General features: G+C 44.3%; 20 protein-coding genes. All 20 read left to right on the forward strand.

Going from position 1 to position 23,046, the window contains the following annotated elements; genetic code table 11:
* The first annotated feature begins 20 nt into the window (after positions 1 to 20).
* The 20 genes from rseP (at position 21) to LZ11_RS06685 (ending at position 22,999) form a co-directional block, all read left to right on the forward strand.
* Entirely contained in the window at positions 21 to 1,022 is a 1,002-nt protein-coding gene (rseP, locus tag LZ11_RS06590; RefSeq protein ID WP_148867109.1) for an RIP metalloprotease RseP, read from the forward strand.
* Positions 1,023 to 1,044: 22 nt separating this feature from the next.
* Positions 1,045 to 2,127, forward strand: a complete 1,083-nt coding sequence (ispG, locus tag LZ11_RS06595) for a flavodoxin-dependent (E)-4-hydroxy-3-methylbut-2-enyl-diphosphate synthase (RefSeq protein ID WP_148867110.1) — start codon at positions 1,045 to 1,047, stop codon at positions 2,125 to 2,127.
* Positions 2,128 to 2,362: 235 nt separating this feature from the next.
* Positions 2,363 to 2,833, forward strand: a complete 471-nt coding sequence (locus LZ11_RS06600) for a hypothetical protein (protein ID WP_148867111.1) — start codon at positions 2,363 to 2,365, stop codon at positions 2,831 to 2,833.
* A 712-nt stretch (positions 2,834 to 3,545) separates the two neighbouring features.
* Positions 3,546 to 4,982 (forward strand): proline--tRNA ligase, encoded by a 1,437-nt coding sequence (gene proS / locus LZ11_RS06605; RefSeq protein ID WP_148867112.1) that lies wholly within the window; start codon positions 3,546 to 3,548, stop codon positions 4,980 to 4,982.
* A gap of 16 nt (positions 4,983 to 4,998) precedes the next feature.
* Positions 4,999 to 6,468 carry a proline--tRNA ligase gene (locus tag LZ11_RS06610; RefSeq protein WP_148867113.1) on the forward strand — a complete coding sequence of 490 codons (1,470 nt, stop codon included), beginning with the start codon at positions 4,999 to 5,001 and terminating at the stop codon, positions 6,466 to 6,468.
* 59 nt (positions 6,469 to 6,527) lie between these two features.
* A complete protein-coding gene (locus LZ11_RS06615) occupies positions 6,528 to 7,172 on the forward strand; it encodes a glycosyltransferase family 2 protein (RefSeq protein ID WP_148867114.1) in 645 nt (214 codons plus the stop codon).
* Complete coding sequence (locus tag LZ11_RS06620; RefSeq protein ID WP_148867115.1) at positions 7,173 to 7,835, forward strand: MgtC/SapB family protein; 663 nt, start codon at positions 7,173 to 7,175, stop codon at positions 7,833 to 7,835. It begins immediately after the preceding gene.
* A 14-nt stretch (positions 7,836 to 7,849) separates the two neighbouring features.
* The gene (locus tag LZ11_RS06625; RefSeq protein ID WP_148867116.1) at positions 7,850 to 12,097 is read left to right on the forward strand and encodes a PolC-type DNA polymerase III; all 4,248 of its coding nucleotides are present in this window, start codon (positions 7,850 to 7,852) and stop codon (positions 12,095 to 12,097) included.
* Between the two features lie 121 nt (positions 12,098 to 12,218).
* Positions 12,219 to 12,707, forward strand: coding sequence for a ribosome maturation factor RimP (gene rimP / locus LZ11_RS06630; protein ID WP_148867117.1), 489 nt, complete (start codon positions 12,219 to 12,221; stop codon positions 12,705 to 12,707).
* Positions 12,704 to 13,759 carry a transcription termination factor NusA gene (gene nusA / locus LZ11_RS06635; protein WP_148867118.1) on the forward strand — a complete coding sequence of 352 codons (1,056 nt, stop codon included), beginning with the start codon at positions 12,704 to 12,706 and terminating at the stop codon, positions 13,757 to 13,759. Before rimP ends, nusA begins: the two co-directional genes overlap by 4 nt.
* Positions 13,749 to 14,024 carry an RNase P modulator RnpM gene (gene rnpM / locus LZ11_RS06640; RefSeq protein ID WP_148867119.1) on the forward strand — a complete coding sequence of 92 codons (276 nt, stop codon included), beginning with the start codon at positions 13,749 to 13,751 and terminating at the stop codon, positions 14,022 to 14,024. Before nusA ends, rnpM begins: the two co-directional genes overlap by 11 nt.
* A complete protein-coding gene (locus tag LZ11_RS06645) occupies positions 14,011 to 14,391 on the forward strand; it encodes a L7Ae/L30e/S12e/Gadd45 family ribosomal protein (RefSeq protein WP_148867120.1) in 381 nt (126 codons plus the stop codon). Before rnpM ends, LZ11_RS06645 begins: the two co-directional genes overlap by 14 nt.
* Positions 14,339 to 16,330, forward strand: a complete 1,992-nt coding sequence (gene infB / locus LZ11_RS06650; protein WP_148867121.1) for a translation initiation factor IF-2 — start codon at positions 14,339 to 14,341, stop codon at positions 16,328 to 16,330. The genes LZ11_RS06645 and infB overlap by 53 nt, the downstream gene beginning before the upstream one ends.
* Positions 16,331 to 16,348: 18 nt before the next feature.
* Complete coding sequence (gene rbfA, locus LZ11_RS06655) at positions 16,349 to 16,708, forward strand: 30S ribosome-binding factor RbfA (RefSeq protein WP_148867122.1); 360 nt, start codon at positions 16,349 to 16,351, stop codon at positions 16,706 to 16,708.
* Positions 16,709 to 16,712: 4 nt separating this feature from the next.
* Positions 16,713 to 17,684, forward strand: coding sequence for a DHH family phosphoesterase (locus tag LZ11_RS06660; RefSeq protein ID WP_148867123.1), 972 nt, complete (start codon positions 16,713 to 16,715; stop codon positions 17,682 to 17,684).
* Positions 17,681 to 18,574, forward strand: coding sequence for a tRNA pseudouridine(55) synthase TruB (gene truB, locus LZ11_RS06665; protein ID WP_148867124.1), 894 nt, complete (start codon positions 17,681 to 17,683; stop codon positions 18,572 to 18,574). Before LZ11_RS06660 ends, truB begins: the two co-directional genes overlap by 4 nt.
* 13 nt (positions 18,575 to 18,587) lie before the next feature.
* Complete coding sequence (locus LZ11_RS06670; protein ID WP_148867125.1) at positions 18,588 to 19,556, forward strand: bifunctional riboflavin kinase/FAD synthetase; 969 nt, start codon at positions 18,588 to 18,590, stop codon at positions 19,554 to 19,556.
* A gap of 138 nt (positions 19,557 to 19,694) precedes the next feature.
* On the forward strand, positions 19,695 to 19,958 hold the full coding sequence (rpsO, locus tag LZ11_RS06675; RefSeq protein ID WP_342782604.1) for a 30S ribosomal protein S15: 264 nt from the start codon (positions 19,695 to 19,697) through the stop codon (positions 19,956 to 19,958).
* Positions 19,959 to 20,033: 75 nt separating this feature from the next.
* Positions 20,034 to 22,178 (forward strand): polyribonucleotide nucleotidyltransferase, encoded by a 2,145-nt coding sequence (locus tag LZ11_RS06680; RefSeq protein WP_148867127.1) that lies wholly within the window; start codon positions 20,034 to 20,036, stop codon positions 22,176 to 22,178.
* Positions 22,179 to 22,276: 98 nt separating this feature from the next.
* Positions 22,277 to 22,999 (forward strand): polysaccharide deacetylase family protein, encoded by a 723-nt coding sequence (locus LZ11_RS06685; protein WP_148867128.1) that lies wholly within the window; start codon positions 22,277 to 22,279, stop codon positions 22,997 to 22,999.
* Positions 23,000 to 23,046: the final 47 nt, after the last annotated feature.

The raw sequence follows: 23,046 nt of genomic DNA on the forward strand, positions 1-23,046 counted from the left end.
TGCCTGGAAGGTGAAAAAAATTGTACACTTTAATAGTCTCCATTATAGTTTTCGGCGCCCTAATATTTTTTCATGAATTGGGCCATTTCGTAACAGCAAAATTGTGTGGTATAAAGGTAAATGAGTTCAGTTTGGGTTTCGGACCAGGCGTATTCTCGGTAAAGAAAGGCGAAACCCTGTATTCCGTCCGCGTGTTGCCTCTGGGCGGCTATGTGAGAATGGAAGGTGAGAACGAGAAAACGCAAGACCCTAGAGCTTTCAGCAATAAATCGGTCCCAGCGAGAATGGCGGTGATAATTGCCGGCCCCATGATGAACCTGGTGCTGGCTGTAATTCTGATAGCAGTAATAGGATTTTTTGCCGGCGTAGCCACTACAAAGGTTACAGTGATACCTGGTTCGCCTGCTGACATTTCCGGAATTGAAGACGGGGACGTCATATTAGCCGTCGATGACCGCAAAGTCGGCTCGTGGGATGAAACAGTCAGCCTAATAAGCCAGAGGCCTAATCAGACGCTGAAAGTGGAAGTTTTAAGAGACGGCAGGAAAATGGCTTTTAACGTCAAGTCATTGGTGGACCCTGATACGAAAAGGGGTATAATTGGTATTAAATCAGTGATCATCCGATATTCTCCTCTGCAGAGCCTAATGTCGGGTATTCAGAAAACGCTGTGGATATCGAGCATGATTTTCACCTCAATCCCTCAATTAGTGGGGGGAAAGGGGGTAGCTGATCTGGTCGGCCCCTTGGGTATCGTACACCTGGTAGGCGAAGCTGCAAGGGTTGGCATCTTTAACGTTCTATATCTCACCGCATTTATAAGCATAAACCTGGGGCTTATAAACCTTTTACCAATACCAGCTCTGGACGGGAGCCGCCTGATTTTCCTTGTAGTGGAATTCCTCAGGGGAAAACCAGTGGATCCGGAAAAAGAAGGGCTGATTCACTTTATTGGTTTTGCGTTGCTCATGATATTGATGGGTTTTGTGCTCTACAGGGATTTTGTGAGATTATACATGTAAAGGCATATGAGGGGAGTACAAAGTGAGAGAGAAGTATTTAATAAAAAGGCGGAGGACAAAAAAGGTATATGTGGGCGGGATCGGCATAGGGGGAGATTTTCCAGTCACCGTCCAGTCGATGACGAATACAAAAACCCATGACGTCAGGTCCACTGTCAATCAGATTCTGTCTCTTGAGGAAGCAGGATGTGACCTAGTGCGCGTTGCCGTACCTGACACGGCGGCGGCCGAAGCTATAGCCGAAATAAAGAAAAATATCCACATTCCGCTGGTGGCCGACATCCATTTCGATTACCGGCTGGCGCTGGAGGCAGTAAAAAACGGAGCCGATAAAGTGAGAATAAATCCCGGTAACATAGGAGGGCTGGACAGGATAAGAAAGGTGGTTGAAGCCGCCCGCGAAAGACGCATTCCTATAAGGATAGGGGTGAACTCCGGTTCACTGGAAAGGGACATACTGGATAAATACGGGGCCCCTTGCGCCGAAGCCTTGGTAGAAAGCGCTTTGAGGAATGTAAGCATCCTTGAAGGGCTTGATTTTGGCGATATCGTAATTTCGATAAAGTCTTCCGATGTGCTAACCACCGTAAGAGCTTATGAGCTACTGGCGCAGAAGGTGGATTATCCTTTTCACCTCGGGGTAACCGAAGCGGGAACTAAATTTTCGGGCACGGTGAAATCCTCGGTCGGGTTAGGGATACTGCTTTACGAAGGAATAGGAGATACTATTAGAGTATCGCTGACCGGCGATCCTGTCGATGAAGTCAGGGCGGGCAAAGAAATACTCAAAAGTTTGAACTTGATCGAAAGCGGAGTCAATCTCATTTCGTGTCCGACTTGCGGCAGGTGCGAAATAGATCTGATAGGTATGGCAAGGGAAGTTGAGGATAAACTGAAAGATATAAAAAGACCTATCAAAGTGGCCGTTATGGGTTGTATAGTGAACGGTCCGGGGGAAGCCAGGGAAGCCGATATCGGTATTGCCGGCGGTACCGGTAGGGTAGCTGTCTTTAAAAAAGGGCGCATACTAAAAACAGTACCTGCAAGCGAAGCGGTTGAGGTCCTGATATCGGAGATACACAAAATGCTGGAGGAAGATAAATAAAATACGCCGGTATTTTGGACTTAAACGGACAATACTTTTCTACTCACAATATTTTGAGAGCTGATTATAATAAAAAAGAATGATTGGGAGCATTATATTTTTTTCATGCATGATTTCAGAAGAATCCAAAGACGTCATTTTTACTTATTTTCATGATTTTGCATGGTATTGTTTATATTTCCATAGATTCATCATTGTTTAATAACATTTTGAGATTTGAAAGGATAATACTACAATGAATAGAAGAATTCCTGTTTTTATAAAATTACTATTTTTGCTGCTATTTATCAATGCTTTTTTACTAATATTTACAGTCTATTCAACAAAATCAACTCCTGAGAAATATTTAAGAAAGATATTAAATGATATAGAAACCGGTAGTGTTTTAGAATACAAAGAAAAGGATAAGTTATTAGAAATAAAGAGAGTTTTTGATATGGCAAAGAAAGCCGGATTGGGGAATATTAAATATAATATTTCATATTTAGATAATAAGTATAGTGTATATGTGTATTTCTTGGAAGATTACAGCAGTAATGGTTTTAAAAAGCCAATTCAAGCTTCGGGTGAAGAAGATAATATAAAACTTAGTAGATTAATTCTTAATTTTAAATTAAAAAAGAAATACCTACTCCTTTACGAATTTGAAGATGTTTCGATTGTAGGTTCCGATTTGAATGGATTGGGGAATGTATATGGAAGGTAAAAATATTTTATTATGTGAACATTGCGGAGGGCTAATTGAAAGCAAGGATGATTTAGTGGTAGCGTTTTATTTTTTTACTTTATCAGCATACCACAATGAATGCTATAGTAAGGCAGTAAAAAATAACCTTTTCTTAAGCAATGTTCCTATAAACGGAAATGTTTCCGATATCGGAATTATAATTGGATCTTTATTGAGTGTACTAATGCATTTCATTAGCCCTGTATTTTATGAAACAAAAATATTATTTTCATTGGTGACAATAATATGCCTACTGATAAGGATTTATACGTGGTTCATATATGAAAGCGTTTTTGATTGAACTGTAATGCGTCATAATAGCTTTGTTCAATAGCTTTTATTTCTGTACAGGTTATCCCTATTTACTAACTTATAGTAAGGTCCCTTTGACAATAAAAGACATATCTGATAAAATAACTTAAAATAAAATAATACTAATAACAGGCGTTGATGGAGGCCAGTAAGAAGTCCACCCGATGAAAAGAGAGCGGTCCCACCGGCTGAAAGGCCCGCCATCGGAAGCTTCTGAACCCACCTCCGGAGTCTGCCGGAAACGGCCGGTCAAATGTACCGTTATCTAAATGAGTACTTTTTATGCTTTGCTTTTTTAAGCAGGGTGGTACCGCGAAAAACCTTCGCCCCTTCGGTGCGAAGGTTTTTTTAATAAATTTTTTCGGAAGGAGAAGTGATTATGGAAGATAAATACGTCAAGGAGATTACGGCGAAGTCGGAGGATTTTTCTCAATGGTATGTGGACGTTATCCTAAAGGGCGAACTGGCTGACTATTCTCCGGTCAGGGGCTGTATGGTGATAAGACCATACGGCTACGCTCTCTGGGAAAATATGCAAAAACTTTTAGACCGTCGTTTTAAAGAAACAGGTCACAAAAACGCTTACTTCCCTCTTTTTATACCGGAATCACTGCTCAAAAAAGAAGCCGAACACGTGGAGGGCTTTGCCCCGGAAGTGGCCTGGGTGACCCACGGAGGCCAGGAGGAACTGGCAGAGCGCCTAGCCGTTCGCCCAACCTCCGAGACTATCATATGCAGCATGTACTCGAAATGGATAAAATCCTGGAGGGACTTGCCTGTTCTTATCAACCAGTGGTGCAGTGTGGTTAGGTGGGAGAAGAGCACGAAACCTTTTGTGAGAACCGCCGAATTTTTGTGGCAGGAAGGGCATACCGCTCACAGGACCGAGGAGGACGCCGAGGAAGAAACACTGCGTATGCTCGAAGTTTATCGCGACTTTGTCGAAAATGAACTAGCACTACCAGTCATAAAAGGCAGAAAATCGGAGAACGAAAAGTTTGCAGGCGCCTTAAGGACGTACACCATAGAGGCTATGATGAGCGACGGTAAGGCCTTACAGGCCGGAACGTCTCATAATCTGGGACAGCATTTTTCAAAAGTGTTTGACATTACTTTTCTGGACCAGGACGGCAAACTGAAGTACGTCTGGCAGACTTCATGGGGGGTGACGACTCGCCTGATAGGTGCGATTATAATGACCCACGGGGACGACAGAGGCCTTAAGCTCCCGCCGAGGGTTGCACCAATCCAGGTGGTGATAGTACCCATTTTCGGCCAACAAAAAGAAGAGATTCTCGAAAAATCCAGGTCGCTCTACCAAACCCTCAAGGATTACTTTAGAGTCGAACTGGATGACCGCGACGAATATACGCCCGGCTGGAAGTTCAACGAATGGGAAATGAAAGGTGTCCCGGTAAGACTCGAAATAGGGCCCAAAGATTTAGCTCAAAATCAGGTACTGCTGGTGAGAAGGGATACCGGGGCAAAAATTTCCGTAAAGGAAGCGGATTTAATACCTTATCTGACCGGCCTACTCGATGATATCCAGGCGAACATGTTCAAAGAAGCCAGGAAATTCATGGAGGATAATACGAGAGAAGCTTTCAATTTTGAAGAACTGAAAAACATTATAGAGAACAAAAAAGGGTTTGTGAAAGCCATGTGGTGCGGCAGCGGGGAATGTGAAAAACGAGTAAAGGAAGAGACCGGTGCAACCCTCAGGTGTATCCCCTTCGACCAGGAACAAATTTCCGATAAATGTGTGGTCTGCGGAAAAGAGGCTAAAAAAATGGTTTACTTTGCAAAATCCTATTGATGGAAGGTAATGCGAAATGAGGATGACCGAAATTTTTCCAACCACATTGTTTAACCTCCCGGCCGGGATAACCGGTCGGGCGGCAAGTTACCTTTACCAGAGCGGTATCTTGCGAACGGGGGAAACTTTGACTTTTTTTACGCTGGGTGTTGAGGTACTGCGGAATATAGTGGAGTCGATAGAAGGGTATTTGAAGTCATCGGGCTTCAGGGAGGTAGTACAAAAACGCCCTTCCTGCATGGATTTACAAAAAGAGGTAACTTCACCAAAACAGCTACCTCTATTTTTTTATAGTTTCTCTTCCGGCGGGCTCCAACTAGACATGTACCAGATCGGTGAAAGCCCGGATACTATCAACCACACGATTAACCATATACTGGAAAAATACTGCCTGGATGTGGTGGATGTGGGCAGGGCTGAGAATAAAATATCAAAAGTGGTAATGTCGCAAGGGGCTCCTCTTGAATTCTTTAACTGCCCTGCCTGCAGGTACTCGACCACCGGTGATTTCCCTTTAAATTATCCTCATAAAGCTGCTCGCCCCGGAGAAGAAAAATCCGTCGAAAAAGTTTACACTCCAGATAAAAGGACGATAAAAGATCTGTGCGACTTTCTCGGTGTAAAGCCCGAAGATACCATCAAGACGATGATATATAGAGCGCTCATAGACGGCGGAGAGGTCTTTTTTGCCGCTCTGGTTCCGGGTTCGAGAAGTGTTAATGAGAAAAAATTGAAAGTGGCACTCGGCGCGCATGAACTTGACCTGGCCAACGTCGAAACCGTTGAGCGGTTAACGGGAGCTCCACACGGCTTTGCAGGGCCCTGCGGCTTAGTTGGAGTTAAGATAATTGCCGATACAGAAATTGCCGGCATGAATAACGTAGTAACGGGAGCTAATGAAAAAGATTATCATCTCATTAACGTAAATCCCGGGCGAGATTTTCGAATCGACATACTGGCGGATATAAAAGAGACGGCGGAAGGGGATCCCTGTCCCGCTTGCGGAAAACCGCTGAATGCCGGGTCGGGTATAGAAGTGGCTGAATGGAAACAAGTAGTCTGCGAAGGTAAAAAAATAGAGGCTGCTGCCTTTTTCCTTGAAAATTTAATACTCGCCATTGCAGAAAAGCACTGCGACGATAATGGCTTAATCTGGCCCGAGTTTATAGCGCCGTATAAAGTCGTCGTAATCCCCGTCAACACTAAAGATGCGAGGCAGCTGGACCGCTCGATAAAGGTCTATGAGGAGCTCAATAAAATAATCCCGGCGATTATCGACGACAGGCCTCAAAGTCCGGGGGTGAAATTTAAAGACGCGGAACTGCTGGGATTTCCCATCAGGATAACTATAGGACCCAGATCCCTGGAAAAAGGTGTGGCAGAAATAAAACTCCGGCGAACCGGAGAAATGGTCGAAGTTGAATTCGACAGAATAACAGAGAAGGTATGCGAGATGTTGAACTTTCAACCTGGAAGCCGGTGTTGAATTTTTATAACAACTGTGGTACATTTTTCTTGCTAAACTGTTTAGAAAGGGAGATCTTAATGCCGGTAGCGGTTGTGATCCCGGCCTACAATGAGGAAAAGACCGTGGGAAATATACTCCGACTTTTAAAATCAATTGAGTTCATCGATGAAATCATCCTGGTGAGCGACGGTTCCACTGATAATACTGCTTCCATAGGCAAAAGCTGCGGCGTTAGAGTTATAGAACTTACGCAAAACAGCGGAAAAGTCAGTGCCGTCATGCATGGTGTAAAAAGTACCGACGCAGACGTAATACTTCTTTTGGACGCCGATTTGATCGGCCTGAAAAGAGAACACGTTTCCGATCTTTTAAGGCCTGTTTTGGAAGAAGACGCCGACATGACCGTGGGAATTTTTAAAAACGGTAGAGGAGCTACAGACCTCGCGCAAAAAATAGCCCCTTTCTTATCGGGTCAACGGGCCGTCCAACGGCGGGTTTTCGATAAATTGGATGGGTACGGCATTAAAGATTACGGCCTCGAGATGGCCCTTACCATTCTGGCGAAAAGAGAAAATTTAAAGGTACAACCGGTGATACTGAAGGATCTGACCCATGTTATGAAGGAGGAAAAGCGGGGTTTGATAATGGGTGGGTTGGCCCGCATGAAGATGTACTGGGATATATTATTCTGCATACTGAAATTGAAGCTAGAGGTGTTTTAAGTGGGGCTAACTCAAGCGGAAATAATTTTGAGACTTTTTCTCTCAATACTGCTGGGAGGTATAATCGGTATAGAAAGGGAGAGTGTCAATAGGCCCGCCGGATTCAGGACCCATGTTCTAGTTTGTACTGGTTCTACTCTGACGATGCTGGTTTCCATATACATGTTTGAAAAGTACCGCGCGCTCACAACCTTGGATCCAGCTCGCATTGCCGCCCAGGTGGTAAGCGGTATCGGATTTTTAGGGGCAGGAACCATCATAAGAGTAGGCCCAACGGTGAGGGGATTGACCACCGCAGCCAGCCTCTGGACCGTGGGCTCAATCGGCCTCGCTGTGGGCAGCGGATTTTATTTGGCCGCAATCGCCGCCACCTTCTTCACCTTCGTGACCCTCATATCCCTTTCGCGAATTGAAAACTTTATAGTTGGAAAAAAGCTGCTGCAATCCCTGTCTCTAGTCGTCGACGACAAGCCAGGCCAGATAGGAAGAATAGGCACAATCCTGGGAGAGATGGGGGTTAGCATAAAAAAAATAAGGATTGAAAGTACGGAAGGTAGCAGAGTGGTTATCGTGCTTTTACTGCGGCTGCCGTCAAACGTAAAGCTGGATGAAGTGATCACACGACTTTCTCAAACAGAGGGAATTTATAGTATTGAAGTGTAAACTGGGGGATATTTATGACCAGGTTGGGTATACTGCTTGATCTATCAAAATTTAGCGATAAAGAAAAGCAGTTGCTGGAAAAAACGGCTGTGAAAAAAGTAGCCGTAAGTACCCACGAGAGAACAATAAAAATAGAGCTTTCGTCGGAGGAAGATCTATCTCAAGATTTGGTTTCTAAAGTTCGGGAGGAATTAAAGGAAAAACTTAAAGGCTGTTGCGCGATAAACTTGTGTTTTTCAGGGAAAAGTCTGTGCGCATCGGAGGATGCCACTGAAGTTATCCAGGAAAAATGGGCTGAGTGTTTGAAAAATCTCTTTAGAAAGGTGGCTTCCGCAAGAATATGGATGCTTAACTGCACATATGAGTACGATAAAGGTACTCTATTTATTTATATTGAGAAAAACGGAATCGAGTACCTTCAGAAAAAAAAGTGCAGCCGCATAATTGAGGAATTTTTTCAAAAACTAGGCATTAACCTGAAAGTTTCATTTGAAGAAAAAGAACAGGTAGAGTATTACGATATATCCGAAGAAGACCGGCAGCTGGTTGAAGCTTTACTTAGCAGCGATGAGGTTAAAACAGAAGCCCCCTTGGAGGACTATACTTCCGCGGACCTGATTTTTGGGAGGGATGTGGAGGGCGAGCCGGTTTCATTAAAGGAAATCGCCGGCGAGGCTAAAGAAATAATCGTGAACGGGCGGGTTTTTGAAGTAGCCTGTCGCGAAATTAAAAACGATACCAAACTGGTTACTTTCGGACTGACCGATGGTTCGGGTTCCCTAGCAGTAAAAATCTTTGCATCAAACGATAAAAAATGCGCAGTGGAAAGAATTCAAGAAGGAATCTGGGTAAAAATCAGAGGCCGGGTGGAAAAGAACAGCTACTCCGAAGAATTGGAATTAATACCTCATGACATTAAGATAATACCAAAACCTATGAGGTCGGACAACAGCAGTGAGAAAAGGGTGGAGTTACACCTTCACACAAGATACAGCGCCATGGATGCGGTTTGTTCCCCAAAAGAAGTAATAGAATTGTGCAAACACTGGGGTCATAAAGCCGTGGCCTTTACCGACCATGGGGTAGTCCAGTCTTTTCCCGAGGTTTATGAAGCCGCAAAAGCCGCCGGGCTCAAACCGATATACGGTGTGGAGGCCTATGTATTCGACGATGAATATCCAGTAATGACCGAACCTCCCGAAGGAAACATCGATGATTTTGTATACGTCGTCACCGATATTGAAACCACCGGTTTGTCTTTAGATACGGATGCAATAATTGAAATAGGTGCAGTTAAGGTTTACAGAGGACAAATCGTAGATAGGTTTCATTCTTTCGTCAACCCCGGCAGACCTGTTTCTCCTTATATAACCAACTTAACGGGGATTAACAACGCCATGGTCAGTCAAGCACCACCCATTAAAGACGTAATGTCTGATTTCCTGCGTTTTATCGGCAATGATATTTTCGTCGCCCACAACGCGGAATTCGATTCGGGTTTTATTAGAAGAGATTGCGCAAGATTTGGTATAGAATTTAACAATAAAGTAATGGATACATTAAATCTTTCAGCTCTTATTTTTCCCGAACTTAAGAACCACCGCCTAGACACCATAGCCAAAAAATTTAACATAAATATGGGAAGACATCACAGGGCTGACGACGACGCCAACACGGCCGCATTGATACTTATCGAGTTGCTGAAGAAACTGAAAGAACAAGGAATAGATGACCTTTCTATGATAAATCGCGTTAATAAAAAGGCCGCCCAGTATCTCAATTCGTATCACGCTATTATACTCGTTAAAAACAACCAGGGATTGAGGAATCTTTATAAATTGGTGTCGATTTCTCATCTGGAATATTTTTACAGGAATCCACGCATTCCTAAAAGCCTCCTGAAAAAATACAGAGATGGGCTTATTGTGGGGTCGGGGTGCGAGGCGGGAGAACTATTTCAGAGTTTGATCCATCACCGCTCCTGTGAGGATATAAAGCGGATAGTATCTTTTTACGATTTTCTGGAAATTCAACCCTTGCAGAATAACAACTTCTTGATAGAAAAAGGCATACTTTCAAACGAGAAGAAACTACAGGAGATAAATAAAAAGATTTACCAGCTGGGCAAAATGTACAATAAACCCGTCGTTATTACCGGTGATGTGCACTTTTTGAATCCAGAGGATGAGACTTACAGGAAAATTCTGCTGACGGTCCAGGGATATAAGGATAATGATATCAGTTCGGGGCTTTACCTGAAGACCACCGAAGAGATGCTGAATGAATGCCAATACCTTGGCGAGGAAGCTGCCAGAGAAGTGGTCATCGAAAATCCAAACAGCATCGCCGACGAAATAGAAGACGGAATAAAACCGGTCCCCGATGAACTTTACCCTCCCAAAATCGAAGGAGCCGATGAAGAGATCGTAAACATGACCTATAGCAGGGCCAAAGAAATTTACGGTGAAGAACTTCCGGAAATCGTAAAAAAGAGAATAGAGCGGGAGCTGAATTCGATAGTAAGTAACGGGTATTCGGTTATATACCTTATAGCTCACAAACTTGTCAAAAAATCGCTGGACGACGGTTATCTTGTTGGCTCCAGGGGTTCTGTAGGCTCATCCCTGGTGGCGACCATGTGCGGCATTACGGAAGTCAACCCCCTGCCGCCGCACTACCTGTGCCCAAAGTGCAAAAACTCTATTTTCCCTGATAATGTCGAAGGAATTGTGGGCCCTGACCTTTCCGATAAAAATTGCCCGACCTGCGGATGCCTCATGAAAAAGGACGGGTATAACATCCCATTTGAAGTATTCATGGGCTTCGAGGGAGACAAGGTGCCGGATATCGACCTTAATTTTTCAGGAGAATACCAGCCAATCGCCCACAAGTATACTGAAGAACTGTTCGGTAAGAACAACGTATTCCGTGCCGGCACCATTTCCACCATCGCGGAAAAGACTGCTTACGGCTTTGTGAGAGCTTACCTTGAAGAAAAAAAGGTAACGGCGTCCGAGTATGAGATAAAGCGCCTGGCTGCAGGTATCACTGGTGTAAAGCGTACCACCGGCCAGCACCCGGGCGGATTGATGGTCCTTCCGAAAGACAAGGAGATATTTGAATTTACACCTATTCAGTACCCTGCCGACGACAAAGAATCCGGAGTCATCACCACCCATTTCGACTACCATTCAATAAGCGAGCGATTATTGAAACTTGACCTCCTGGGCCACGACGATCCTACGGTTATAAAAATGCTTGAAGAGGAGACAGGTATTGACGCAAAGAAAATTCCGCTGGATGACAGAGCTACAATGGCGATATTTTCCTCCCTGGAACCTCTGGGATTGAAACTTGAAGATGTGGGAACTACTGTAGGAACGCTGGGAGTCCCCGAATTCGGAACCAGGTTCGTGAGGCAGATGCTAGAGGAGACGCGACCCACGACTTTTTCGGAACTGATCCGGATAAGCGGTCTTTCCCATGGCACCGATGTATGGCTTAACAACGCCCAGGACTTAATAAAAAATAAGGTGGCTACTCTAAAAGAAGTGATTGCAACCCGCGACGATATAATGATACACCTGATAGAAAAAGGCATTGACCATAAAGTGGCTTTTAACATAATGGAAAGGGTTAGAAAGGGCAAGGGGTTAAAACCGGAAGAGGAGCAGATTTTAACAGAAAACGGGATTGAACAATGGTTTATAGATTCCTGTAAAAAGATAAAGTACATGTTTCCCAAAGCTCATGCGGTAGCCTACGTTATAATGGCTTTCAGGATAGCTTACTTCAAAGTTCACTACCCCGAAGCCTTTTACGCCACCTATTTTACTGTTAGAGCCGATGACTTCGACGCGGAACTTATACTTCAGGGCCCCAAAAAAATAAAAGAAGTAATTGAAGAAATAAATAAAAAGGAAAAGAGCGCAACGCCGAAAGAAAAGAACCTCCTCACGATTCTGGAAGTGGCCAACGAGATGTATATGAGGGGAATCCAGTTCATACCGATCGATCTGTATAAATCACATTACAGCAAATTCATAATCACGAAAGACGGTATACTCCCCCCTCTTACCGCTTTACCGGGCCTGGGACTTTCGGCGGCTCAGAGTATATACAATGAGAGGCAAAAGGGCGAATTTGCCTCCGTCGAGGACCTTAGGATGCGCACCAGAGTGACGAGAAATGTGGTGGAAATCCTCCGCCAGAACGGGGTACTGAACGGGCTCCAGGAAACAAATCAGATAAGTCTTTTTTAAATATTGTAATAAAAATCAACATATGTTATAATAATCAAGGAAATATTAGAATTGTAGCGTCGAGAGTGGGTTAAATCCCACTCTTTCATATTAATAAATCATTTCAAAAGGGTGGATGTAAATGCAAAAAAGTCAAATTTTGAAAAAGGTATGGGATATCGGAGAACGAGTGATAAACGACAAGGGCTTTGAACTGGTGGACGTGGAGTTCGTGCAGGAGGCAGGTTCCTGGTATCTTCGCTATTACATTGACAAACCGGGGGGAATAACTCTTGACGATTGTCAGGAAGTGAGCGAGGAAATAAGCCGGCGTCTGGACATAGAAGATCCGATCCCCCATAGCTACATACTGGAGGTGTCGTCGCCCGGCGTTGAAAGGCCGTTAAAGAAAGAAAAAGACTTTTTAAAGTACATTGGTTCCGAGGTGGAAATTAAGACCTTCGAACCCTTATCGGGGAAAAAGGCCTTTACGGGCACGCTTATGGATTATAAAGATGGGACAGTGGTATTGAAGGTTGATTCTTCAATAATAAATATACCCTTTGAAAAAATATCCTCTGCCAAACTCAAATTTAAATTTAATTTTGATGGACAGGAGAGGAAAAAATGAACATAGAATTTATTGAGGCTCTAGACCAAATCGAAAAAGAAAAGGGTATTTCCAAGGAGATACTTCTGGAGGCCATTGAAGCCGCCCTAGTTTCGGCTTATAAAAAAAATTACGGCACGTCGCAAAACGTAAAAATAAATATAGACCGCGAAACGGGGGAAGTAAAGGTTTTTTCTCAAAAAACAGTTAAAGAAGACGTGAAAGACCCTCTTCTAGAAATCAGCCTTTTCGATGCTAAAAAAATTAATCCTCTGGTCAAAATAGGTGATATAATCTCTGTAGAGGTTACTCCTCAAAAATTCGGGCGTATTGCGGCTCAAACGGCAAAACAGGTGGTAATGCAACGCATTAAAGAGGCGGAGCGAAACATAATTTACGAGGAGTTCGCCGGACGAGAGACCGATCTGGTTACTGGTACCGTCCAGCGCTTTGACAAGAAAAATGTAATTATCGACTTGGGAAAAACCGAAGTGATTTTGCCTCCTAACGAACAGATTCCAAATGAAACGTATACTCCCGGAGAAAGGATCAAAGTATACATTCTGGAAGTTAAAAAAACCACCAAAGGACCGGTTATCATAGTATCCAGATCTCATCCGGGGCTGGTAAAAAGGCTTTTTGAACTCGAAGTCCCCGAAATTTACGAAGGTATTGTCGAAATTAAGAGTATCGCCAGAGAAGCAGGCTCTAGAACAAAGGTAGCGGTTTATTCAAAGGACGAAAATGTAGATCCGGTGGGAGCCTGTGTTGGACCGAAAGGTACCAGGGTTCAAGCTGTTGTAGAGGAATTAAAGGGAGAAAAAATCGATATCATAAAATGGAGCAAAAATGTAGCCGAATATATCTCCAACGCGCTCAGCCCGGCCAAAGTTCTTAGCGTAGATGTTGAAGAAGACAGCAAAATCGCCCGCGTGCTGGTGTCCGACCAACAACTTTCTCTGGCTATAGGTAAAGAGGGACAGAATGCACGGCTGGCGGCAAAACTGACCGGCTGGAAAATAGATATAAAGAGTTCAAAAAACGATCCAAGAGGGGATGAAAATGAGTCCTAAAAAAATACCTCAAAGGATGTGCCTCGGGTGCAGGCAGATGAAACCCAAGAAAGAACTTATTCGTATTGTAAGAACACCGGACGGCTCGATAGAGCTGGATTTAACGGGAAAACGTTCCGGCAGAGGAGCCTATTTCTGCAAAGACCCCAAGTGTCTGGAAAAAGCTCTAAAGGAAGATCGCCTCTCAAAAGCATTGGATCACGAAGTATCCAGTGATACGATAGGAAAATTGAAGGAGGATTTAATTAAGAGTGAGGCCCTGTGATATTCCACCTTTACTCGGCATTGCTCAAAAAGCCGGCAAGATAGTGTCCGGTCAGGAAACGGTGGAAAGGGCAATATTTTCCGGAAAAGTTCGTCTGGTTATAATATCAGAAGATGCTTCAATCAATACCAGGGACCGGTTCAGTAGTTTATGCAGGTCCCGCGGTGTAAATTATATAGTTTTCGGTCACTCTGAAATTCTGGGCAGATCCATTGGCAGGGACGGCAGAAAGGTTATCGGCGTCATCGATCGGTGTTTTTCAGAAGAGATATTAAAGCGGTTCAACGCGATAAAATCAACGGAGGTGGGGTATATTGTCGAAAATAAGAGTGTACGAACTGGCGAAAAAGTTGGGAATATCCAGTAAAAAATTAATTTCCATACTCGAAGACCTGGATGTGGACATAAAGAACCACATGAGCAGCTTGGAAGACGACATGGCTCAGCTGATAATGGATCTGATCTCCGAAGAAAAAGGCGGCAAGAAACCTAAAACCGAGGCGCAAAAAAGTGCCGAGCTTCCTAGAAAGTCAGAGGAGGAAATTAACAAGCCCAGGGTCCAGAAAGTAATACTACCCCCCAAAATAAGCATCAAGGATCTGGGCACCCGTATAAGTATTGAGCCCGTTAAACTAATAAGAAAATTAATGGATTTTGGTCTCATGGTTAATATAAATGCCGAAATAGACTTCGAATCGGCAAAAAAGCTGGTAAAGGAGTTCGGCTATGAAGCTGAAGAAGAAAACCAGCTGCAACTTTCAAACCAGCAGGAAGTAGAACAGGACAGACCTGAAGATTTAAAGCCCAGACCTCCGGTGGTAACCGTCATGGGGCATGTAGACCACGGTAAGACAACGCTCCTGGATGCCATAAGAGAAACCAAGGTGGCGGCGTCGGAAGCCGGCGGCATTACACAGCATATCGGGGCATCTCAGATAGAAAAAGATGGAAAGACCATAGTATTTCTGGATACCCCCGGGCACGAGGCTTTTACCGCTCTCAGGGCGCGCGGAGCGAAGGTCACTGATATAGTCGTTCTGGTGGTTGCCGCCGACGACGGAGTAATGCCCCAGACGATAGAGGCTATTAATCATGCAAAGGCAGCCGGTGTTCCCATTATAGTAGCGGTAAATAAAATAGATAAACCAAACGCCAATCCGGACAGAGTGAAACAGCAGCTGGCGGAATACGGTCTCATCCCGGAGGAATGGGGCGGCGACACTATATTTGTCAATGTTTCCGCCAAAAACCGCACCGGTATAGATCATTTACTGGAAATGATCCTCCTGGTTGCTGAAATGGCTGAACTCAAGGCCAATTATAACAGAAAGGCCGTTGGAGTAATAATTGAGGCCAAGTTGGACAAAGGGCGGGGTCCTGTTGCAACAGTATTAGTACAGAAAGGTACATTGAGAGTTGGAGACGCGATAGTAGCCGGTTCGTCTTATGGAAAAGTTAGGGCAATGCTCGATTCCCGTGGTAAGATGGTAAAATCGGCGGGTCCCTCTATTCCCGTGGAAGTAATGGGGTTCTCTGAAGTACCCAACGCGGGCGACATTCTCAGAGTAGTATCCAACGAAAAAGAAGCAAGAGAGATTGCGGAAAAATCCAAGGAAATTCATAGAGAAAAAGAAATTATAGCGACCCCTAAGGTTTCGCTAGACAGGCTTTTTGACAAGATAAAACAGGGTGAAGTCAAGGATTTAAACATCATATTAAAGGCCGATGTCCAGGGATCTCTTGAAGCGCTGAAGCAGGCCCTGGAAAAGTGCTCCACAGATCAAGTACAGGTGAAAATAATCCACGGTGGCGTTGGTGCTATAAACGAGAGCGACATACTGCTGGCTTCTGCTTCTAACGCCATAGTCATAGGTTTCAATGTAAGACCAGATTCCAACGCAAAAAAGCTGGCCGAGCAGGAAGACATAGATATCAGGACTTACAGGGTTATATACGATGTGGTAGATGACATTCAGGCGGCTATGAAAGGGTTGCTGGAACCGGAATACAGAGAAGTGGTACTCGGGAGGGCTGAAGTAAGGGCCTTGTTTAAGGTGCCAAATGTGGGTATAGTTGCCGGGTGTTATGTAACCGAAGGTAAAATAACGCGAAACGCCACCATCAGGGTCATCAGGCAGGGCGTAGTGGTCTATGAAGGCAGGATCCTTTCGCTGAAAAGGTTTAAGGACGATGTGCGTGAGGTAATGAGTGGATTTGAATGCGGTATAGCGATAGAAAAATTTAACGACCTGAAAGAGGGAGATGTACTGGAGGCTTTTATAAATAAGCGCGTCGAACAACAATAGAACTGGGGAGGCAGTAAGGTGGAATTTTCCAGGACCGACAGGGTGTCAGGTGAGATAAAAAAGGCAGTTAGTGAGATAATAAACAACGAACTTAAGGACCCCAGGATTCAGGGCTTAATATCCGTGACAAAAGTCGAAGTTTCAAAAGACCTCAGGCACGCAAAAATCTTTCTCAGTATATACGGCGAGGAATCCGTGAAACAAAACGCTTTGGAAGGAATAAAGAACGCCGAAGGTTTTATAAGAAGAGAACTGGCGAACCGCGTAAGACTGAAATTTATACCGGAGCTGAATTTTAAGTTGGATGAATCCATCGAATACGGCATCCACATTTCAAAACTGTTAAAAGACATCAATTATAGCGGAAATGAGGATTAACCGTATGGACTTTTCGATATTCAAAAGCCTGTTAACCGAATACAACTCTTTTATAGTTACCTCCCATGTAATGCCGGACGGAGATGCTATCGGTTCGGTTTTGGCCCTTACTATGGCGCTGGAAAAAGCCGGTAAGAGGGCGTTGCCGGTTATAAACGATGCAGTTCCGAAAAAATACAGATTCTTGCCGCGGTCTCAGAATGTGCGACCCTTTATCCCGGAGGTGGATAAGGCTGAAGTAATGGTCTGCCTGGACTCAGGCGATTCGGAAAGGCTTGAATTTAAAAGAGACCTCCGGGACATATGTCCGCTTGTTGTCAATATCGACCACCACAGGAGCAATTCCATGTACGGCGACCTGAATTTAGTAGATGACAGCTATTCTTCCGTAGGCGAGATGGTATACTTTCTATTGAAGAGCCTTGATATAAACATCGATTACGATATCGCTATTTGTCTTTACACATCTATTATTACCGATACAGGTTCCGTCAAATATTCCAATACAACCCCATCGTGCCTTAGGGTACTGGCCGAACTGGTGGAACTTGGTGTAAGACCCGATATTGTAAATAGAGAAGTTTTTGAAAAGAAGAGTTTGGAATCGGTGATGTTGTTAAAAGAAGTCTTAGGGACTTTAAAAGTATCCGCAGGCGGTAAACTAGCGTACATGACAGTCACAAAGGATATGATGATAAAAACGGGGGCAAGGGAAGAAGATACCGACGGTTTTATCAATTACGCCAGGGAAATAGAGGGTGTCGAAGTCGCGATAATTTTTAAAGAACAGGATAATTTGAAGGTAAAAGTGGGATTTAGGGCTAACCAATGGGTAGACGTCAGTAAAATAGCTGAAGAGTTCGGCGGCGGAGGCCATGTCAAGGCCGCCGGTTGTACCGTAAAAGGCCCGCTGGACAAAGCGCAGGAACTTATCCTTGCGTCAGTTAATAAATACTTAAAAGAGGGGTTACAGTGAACGGGGTAATTAATTGTTTAAAACCGCCGGGCATGACTTCTCACGATGTCGTAGATTTCTTAAGAAAACAACTCGGTATTAAAAAAATCGGTCACGGTGGGACGCTGGACCCCGGCGCAGCCGGGGTTTTACCGCTTTTCGTGGGAAAAGCCACAAAAGCAGTGGAATTGTTTGAAGAAACTACAAAAGAATACGTAGCCGAAATGACGCTGGGGACGACAACAGATACAGGAGATAATCTGGGTCATGTCCTAGAGACCAAAGAAGTTAATGTCGATGTGTCCTCAATACTCGAAGTATTAAGAAGGTTTATCGGAAAGATAGAGCAGATACCTCCCATGTATTCAGCTGTACACTACAAGGGCCGCAAACTTTACGAACTTGCCCGCAGGGGCATAACCGTTGAGCGACAACCCAGAATAGTAGAGATTTACTCTCTGGAGCTTATAAAATACGAAAAGCCGAGAGTGCTTTTTAGGGTCAGCTGTTCCCGTGGAACATACATAAGAACGTTGTGCGAGGATATTGGACGGGCTTTGGGCTGCGGTGCTCATCTTTCGTGTCTTATAAGAACCCGGCTCGGGCCGTTTCACATATCTAGCTCAATTACTCTGGAGGATATAAAGATGTATGTATCCCAGGGTGAGGCCTGGAAAATCTTCATGCTCGTCGATGAAGCTCTTGCCCCCCTTATGCCCTCCACCAGAATTCGGTTGAGAGATCAAAAATCCTTTTTCAGAGGGGCTTTGTTCCCCGTAGAAGAGATTTCAATGGAACCAAACGGTAAATATGTTAGAATTTACGATCAAGAAAATAAGTTTTTAGGGGTTGGAGAAATACTGAAACAGGAAGATAATGTCTACCTTAAAGTGGTAAAATCTTTTCAATGAGGTTGAGGAACTAATGAAAGTTTATAGAGAACTTGATACATTATTAGCGGAGACCCCAACCGCATGTGGGCTGGGAAATTTTGACGGAGTCCACCTAGGGCACCAGAAACTAATAGACGAGCTGGTAACGATGGCTAATAAAAAGGGGCTCGAGTCGTTTATTGTGACTTTCGAACCCCATCCCTCAAAAATTCTATGCCCTGAGAAATCATCTCCGCTCATAACCTTATTGCGACAGAAACAGAAAGTTATAGAGGCTTACGGAGTAAAAAACCTCGTGGTAGTACCGTTTACCAGGAAGTTTTCTCAAATGTCCTACGAGGAATTCGTAAACTGTGTCTTGATCGATAAATTGAAAGCAAAGCTGGTCGTCGTCGGTTATGACTTTCGCTTCGGCAGCGGTGGCCGGGGAACTGTGGAAAAGTTAATAATGATGGGAAGGGAGAAAGGATTTGACACCTTGATAATCCCCCCGGTGACCCATGAGGAAAAGGTAGTCAGCAGTACTCTAATAAGGTCCATGATCGAACGGGGCGATATGAGAGAAGCAAGAGCTTTACTCGGACGCCCCTTCAGTATAGAAGGCAAGGTGGTAGCGGGTGAAGCCATAGGCAGAAAGCTGGGCTTTCCAACCGCCAACATCTCATTTTCGCCAGAAATCGTCATGCCAGCATACGGCGTTTACGCAGTTCTGGTTTCGAGAGCAGGGAAAATTTATAAGGGTATAGCCAATGTGGGGGAAAAACCTACATTTAAAAGCAAAATTTCAAACAGCCAACCTACTCTAGAGGTTCATATTTTTGATTTTAATGAACAGATCTATGGCGAAGAGGTGGAGGTATACTTTATCGAGAGGATAAGGGATGAAAGGCTTTTTTCGGATGCAAAAAGCCTTGCACAACAGGTGAAGCAGGACTTTTTAAAGGCGAGGTCCATCCTGGATAAAATGCAAGAACCAAAACAACCAATACCTTACATGTAGCGCTTGTAATCAGCTTTTTTGTGTGCTATAATAATTGCTGCAAAACAGCGATGAACCCTTTCTCGGTTAATCGATGCCTCCGTCGATTGACTGGGTAACAGGGGATTTAAGAACAAAAAGGAGGTGAAACAAGTGGCACTGGACAAGGAAATTAAACAGAACATAATCGACAAATTTAAGACTCACGAAAGTGATACGGGATCTCCAGAAGTCCAGATAGCTATCCTGACCGAGAGGATCAACCAACTGACCCAACACCTTAAAATACACAAAAAAGACCATCACTCTCGGCGCGGACTGCTGAAAATGGTCGGAAAAAGAAGGGCTCTTTTAAATTATCTGAAGCGCAAGGATATGGAGCGTTACAAAAATATCATTGAAAAACTTGAACTCAGGAAATAATAAAGGCGGGGATTCCCCGCTTTAATTTTTTAAAGCCAAAGAAGGAAATAATAACAATGATGTAGAATAAAAATTATGTTTTTCTATAAAAGGAAAGGAGGAACAATTTACTTGGAGGTATTCAAGACAGAGATAGCAGGTAGGCCATTTATTATAGAAACTGGAAAACTGGCCCAGCAAGCCAACGGGTCGGTACTCGCAAGATACGGAGATACGGTGGTACTGGTTACGGCCACCGCTTCCAAAGAGCCCAGAGAAGGTGTGGATTTTTTACCGTTAACCGTCGATTACGAGGAAAGACTCTACGCCGTCGGTAAGATTCCCGGTGGTTTTATAAAGCGGGAAGGAAAGCCCAGCGAAAAGGCCATTCTGTCAGCGAGGGTTATCGACAGGCCGCTCCGTCCCCTCTTTCCGAAAGGTTTTAGAAACGATATTCAGATTATAGCTACAATCCTGTCGGTAGACCAGGACAACACTCCCGATGTGGTAGCGATAAACGGAGCTTCCATAGCACTTTGCATATCAGACATTCCCTTTGAAGGACCGGTTGGAGCCGTTTCAGTGGGTCTGGTTGACGGAAACTTTATAATAAATCCCACCGTCGAACAATACGAAAAAAGCCGCCTCAGGCTGGTGGTTGCCGGAACTAAAGACGCCATTTTGATGGTCGAAGCCGGAGCTGACGAAGTAACCGAGGAAGAGATGATAAATGCAATACTCTTCGGTCACGAAGAGATTAAAAAAATCGTGAAATTTCAGGAAGAGATTATAGCAAAAGTGGGCAAGCCCAAGATGGAAGTTCCTGTTCAGGAAATAGACCCGGAACTGGAAAAAGCTGTACGGGAGTATGCCAGAGAAGAAATCCTGAAAGCCATAAGAATATATGACAAACAGGAAAGAGAAGTGTACCTGCAAAAGATTAACGAAGATGCCCTGCTTCACTTCCAGGATATCTATCCAGAAAAAGAAAAAGAGATAGCGGATGTGCTATACAATATTTTGAAAGAAGAAGTAAGGAACATGATAACTTACGAAGGAATAAGACCGGACGGTAGGAAAAGTACGGATATAAGGCCCATTTCTTGCGAGGTAGGAATTTTGCCTAGGACTCATGGATCGGGATTGTTCACCCGCGGCCAGACGCAGGTCCTAACGGTGGCGACGCTCGGAGCACTGGGCGATGTCCAGATACTTGATGGACTGGAACTCGAAGAAAGCAAGAGGTTCATGCACCATTACAATTTCCCACCATACAGCACCGGTGAGACAAGGATGCTCAGAGGGCCGGGGAGAAGGGAAATCGGCCACGGTGCCCTGGCCGAGAGGGCTCTTGAACCCATGATACCCTCAGAAGAGACCTTCCCCTATACAATAAGGCTCGTTTCCGAAGTACTCAGTTCCAACGGCTCCACGTCCATGGCCAGTGTCTGCGGCTCAACCCTGGCCTTAATGGATGCGGGTGTTCCGATAAAGGCACCGGTGGCAGGTATTGCCATGGGGCTTATAAAACAGGATGACAAGGTAACCATACTGTCCGACATCCAAGGTATCGAAGATTTCCTGGGCGACATGGATTTCAAAGTTGCGGGAACATCCAGGGGAATTACAGCCATACAGATGGACATCAAAATCAAAGGTATCGATGCAGAAATTCTAAAGAATGCTCTTGAACAGGCAAGAGAGGGGCGACTTTTCATCCTTGAAAAGATGCTGGCTACCATTTCGAGCCCCAGACCCGAGCTTTCACCTTACGCACCCAGGATATTCACGACGGTGATCGACCCTGACAAGATCAGGGAGGTTATAGGGCCGGGTGGCAAGATGATCAACAAGATTATAGCCGAGACCGGTGTAAAAATAGACATTGAAGACGACGGCAGAATTTATATAGCCGCGCCCAACGAAGTTGCCGGTGAAAAAGCGCTGGATATGATTAAAAATATAACCCAGGATGTGGAAGTAGGCAAAATCTACCTGGGCAAGGTCTTGAGAATAACCAATTTCGGTGCATTTGTAGAGATACTACCCGGCAAAGAGGGCCTGGTCCACATATCAAAGCTGGCAAAGGGGCGCGTAAAGAAGGTCGAAGATGTGGTTAAAATCGGCGACGAGATTCTGGTAAAGGTCACGGACATCGATAAACAGGGCAGGATAAACCTCTCCCATAAAGATGTTTTCCCAGAACAGCGCCCGAAAAATAAAAACAAAGCAGAAGCATAAACCGAGACTCATCGGTTTATGTTTTTTTATGTCATAAATCGCTATCAGATAAATAAGATTCTATTGAATGAATGATTTAAAAAAAAGGGGGGGCACCTATGGGATTTTACGTTTATAAGGTTCCTAGAAACTCCATAAGATTCACAGTTTTACTTTTGCTGATAGCGGTCTGGATGTTCGTTAAGACGGGCCTCGTGAACGAAAATCTGGCGACTTTCAGCGAAGGGAAGCCGATTTATCAAGCCGAAACCAGCAAAAAAATAATGGCTTTTACCTGCAACGTAGCGTGGGGTAACGAATTTATTCCTAAAATGCTGGAAATATTCGAAGAAAAGGGGGTAAAGATTACTTTCTTCATCGAAGGCCGATGGGCGGAGAAAAATCCGGATCTTCTGAAACTGATACATTCCAAGGGTCATGAAATAGGGAACCATGGTTACAGCCACGCCCATCATTCAAAGCTATCTTTTGAGGAAAATGTAAATGAGATAAAGAGGGCCGAGGAGGTCATAGAAAAAATTACAGGAGAAAAAACTACGCTTTTCGCGCCGCCCTATGGGGAGTTCGCGCAGCAGACAATTAAGGCTGCGGAGGCGCTGAACTATCGATTGATAATGTGGAGTATTGACACTCTTGACTGGAAAAAACCGGGCGTAAAATATATCGTCGACAAAGTGATTAAGAACGCCGGCAGTGGCAAAATCGTCCTTATGCATCCAACGGAAGAGACGGTAACAGCATTACCGACCATTATACAGGATCTTCAGCAGAAAGGCTATAAAATAACAACAGTCGGTGATCTACTTTCAGATAATCATTAAAGCGAAAAAGTTGAAATCCCAGTTTAATTCATGTATACTTTTAATTA

This window comes from Thermosediminibacter litoriperuensis (assembly GCF_008124715.1).
Classification (GTDB): Bacteria; Bacillota; Thermosediminibacteria; order Thermosediminibacterales; family Thermosediminibacteraceae; genus Thermosediminibacter; species Thermosediminibacter litoriperuensis.

Bases quoted from the DNA above. Each gene is read 5' to 3' on its own strand.
- LZ11_RS06680 (WP_148867127.1), top strand. From the start codon at position 20,034: ATGTTTTTCTATAAAAGGAAAGGAGGAACAATTTACTTGGAGGTATTC.
- proS (WP_148867112.1), top strand. From the start codon at position 3,546: ATGGAAGATAAATACGTCAAGGAGATTACGGCGAAGTCGGAGGATTTT.
- LZ11_RS06685 (WP_148867128.1), top strand. From the start codon at position 22,277: ATGGGATTTTACGTTTATAAGGTTCCTAGAAACTCCATAAGATTCACA.
- rimP (WP_148867117.1), top strand. From the start codon at position 12,219: ATGCAAAAAAGTCAAATTTTGAAAAAGGTATGGGATATCGGAGAACGA.
- LZ11_RS06600 (WP_148867111.1), top strand. From the start codon at position 2,363: ATGAATAGAAGAATTCCTGTTTTTATAAAATTACTATTTTTGCTGCTA.
- LZ11_RS06610 (WP_148867113.1), top strand. From the start codon at position 4,999: ATGAGGATGACCGAAATTTTTCCAACCACATTGTTTAACCTCCCGGCC.
- LZ11_RS06660 (WP_148867123.1), top strand. From the start codon at position 16,713: ATGGACTTTTCGATATTCAAAAGCCTGTTAACCGAATACAACTCTTTT.
- nusA (WP_148867118.1), top strand. From the start codon at position 12,704: ATGAACATAGAATTTATTGAGGCTCTAGACCAAATCGAAAAAGAAAAG.
- LZ11_RS06615 (WP_148867114.1), top strand. From the start codon at position 6,528: ATGCCGGTAGCGGTTGTGATCCCGGCCTACAATGAGGAAAAGACCGTG.
- LZ11_RS06625 (WP_148867116.1), top strand. From the start codon at position 7,850: ATGACCAGGTTGGGTATACTGCTTGATCTATCAAAATTTAGCGATAAA.
- rnpM (WP_148867119.1), top strand. From the start codon at position 13,749: ATGAGTCCTAAAAAAATACCTCAAAGGATGTGCCTCGGGTGCAGGCAG.
- LZ11_RS06670 (WP_148867125.1), top strand. From the start codon at position 18,588: ATGAAAGTTTATAGAGAACTTGATACATTATTAGCGGAGACCCCAACC.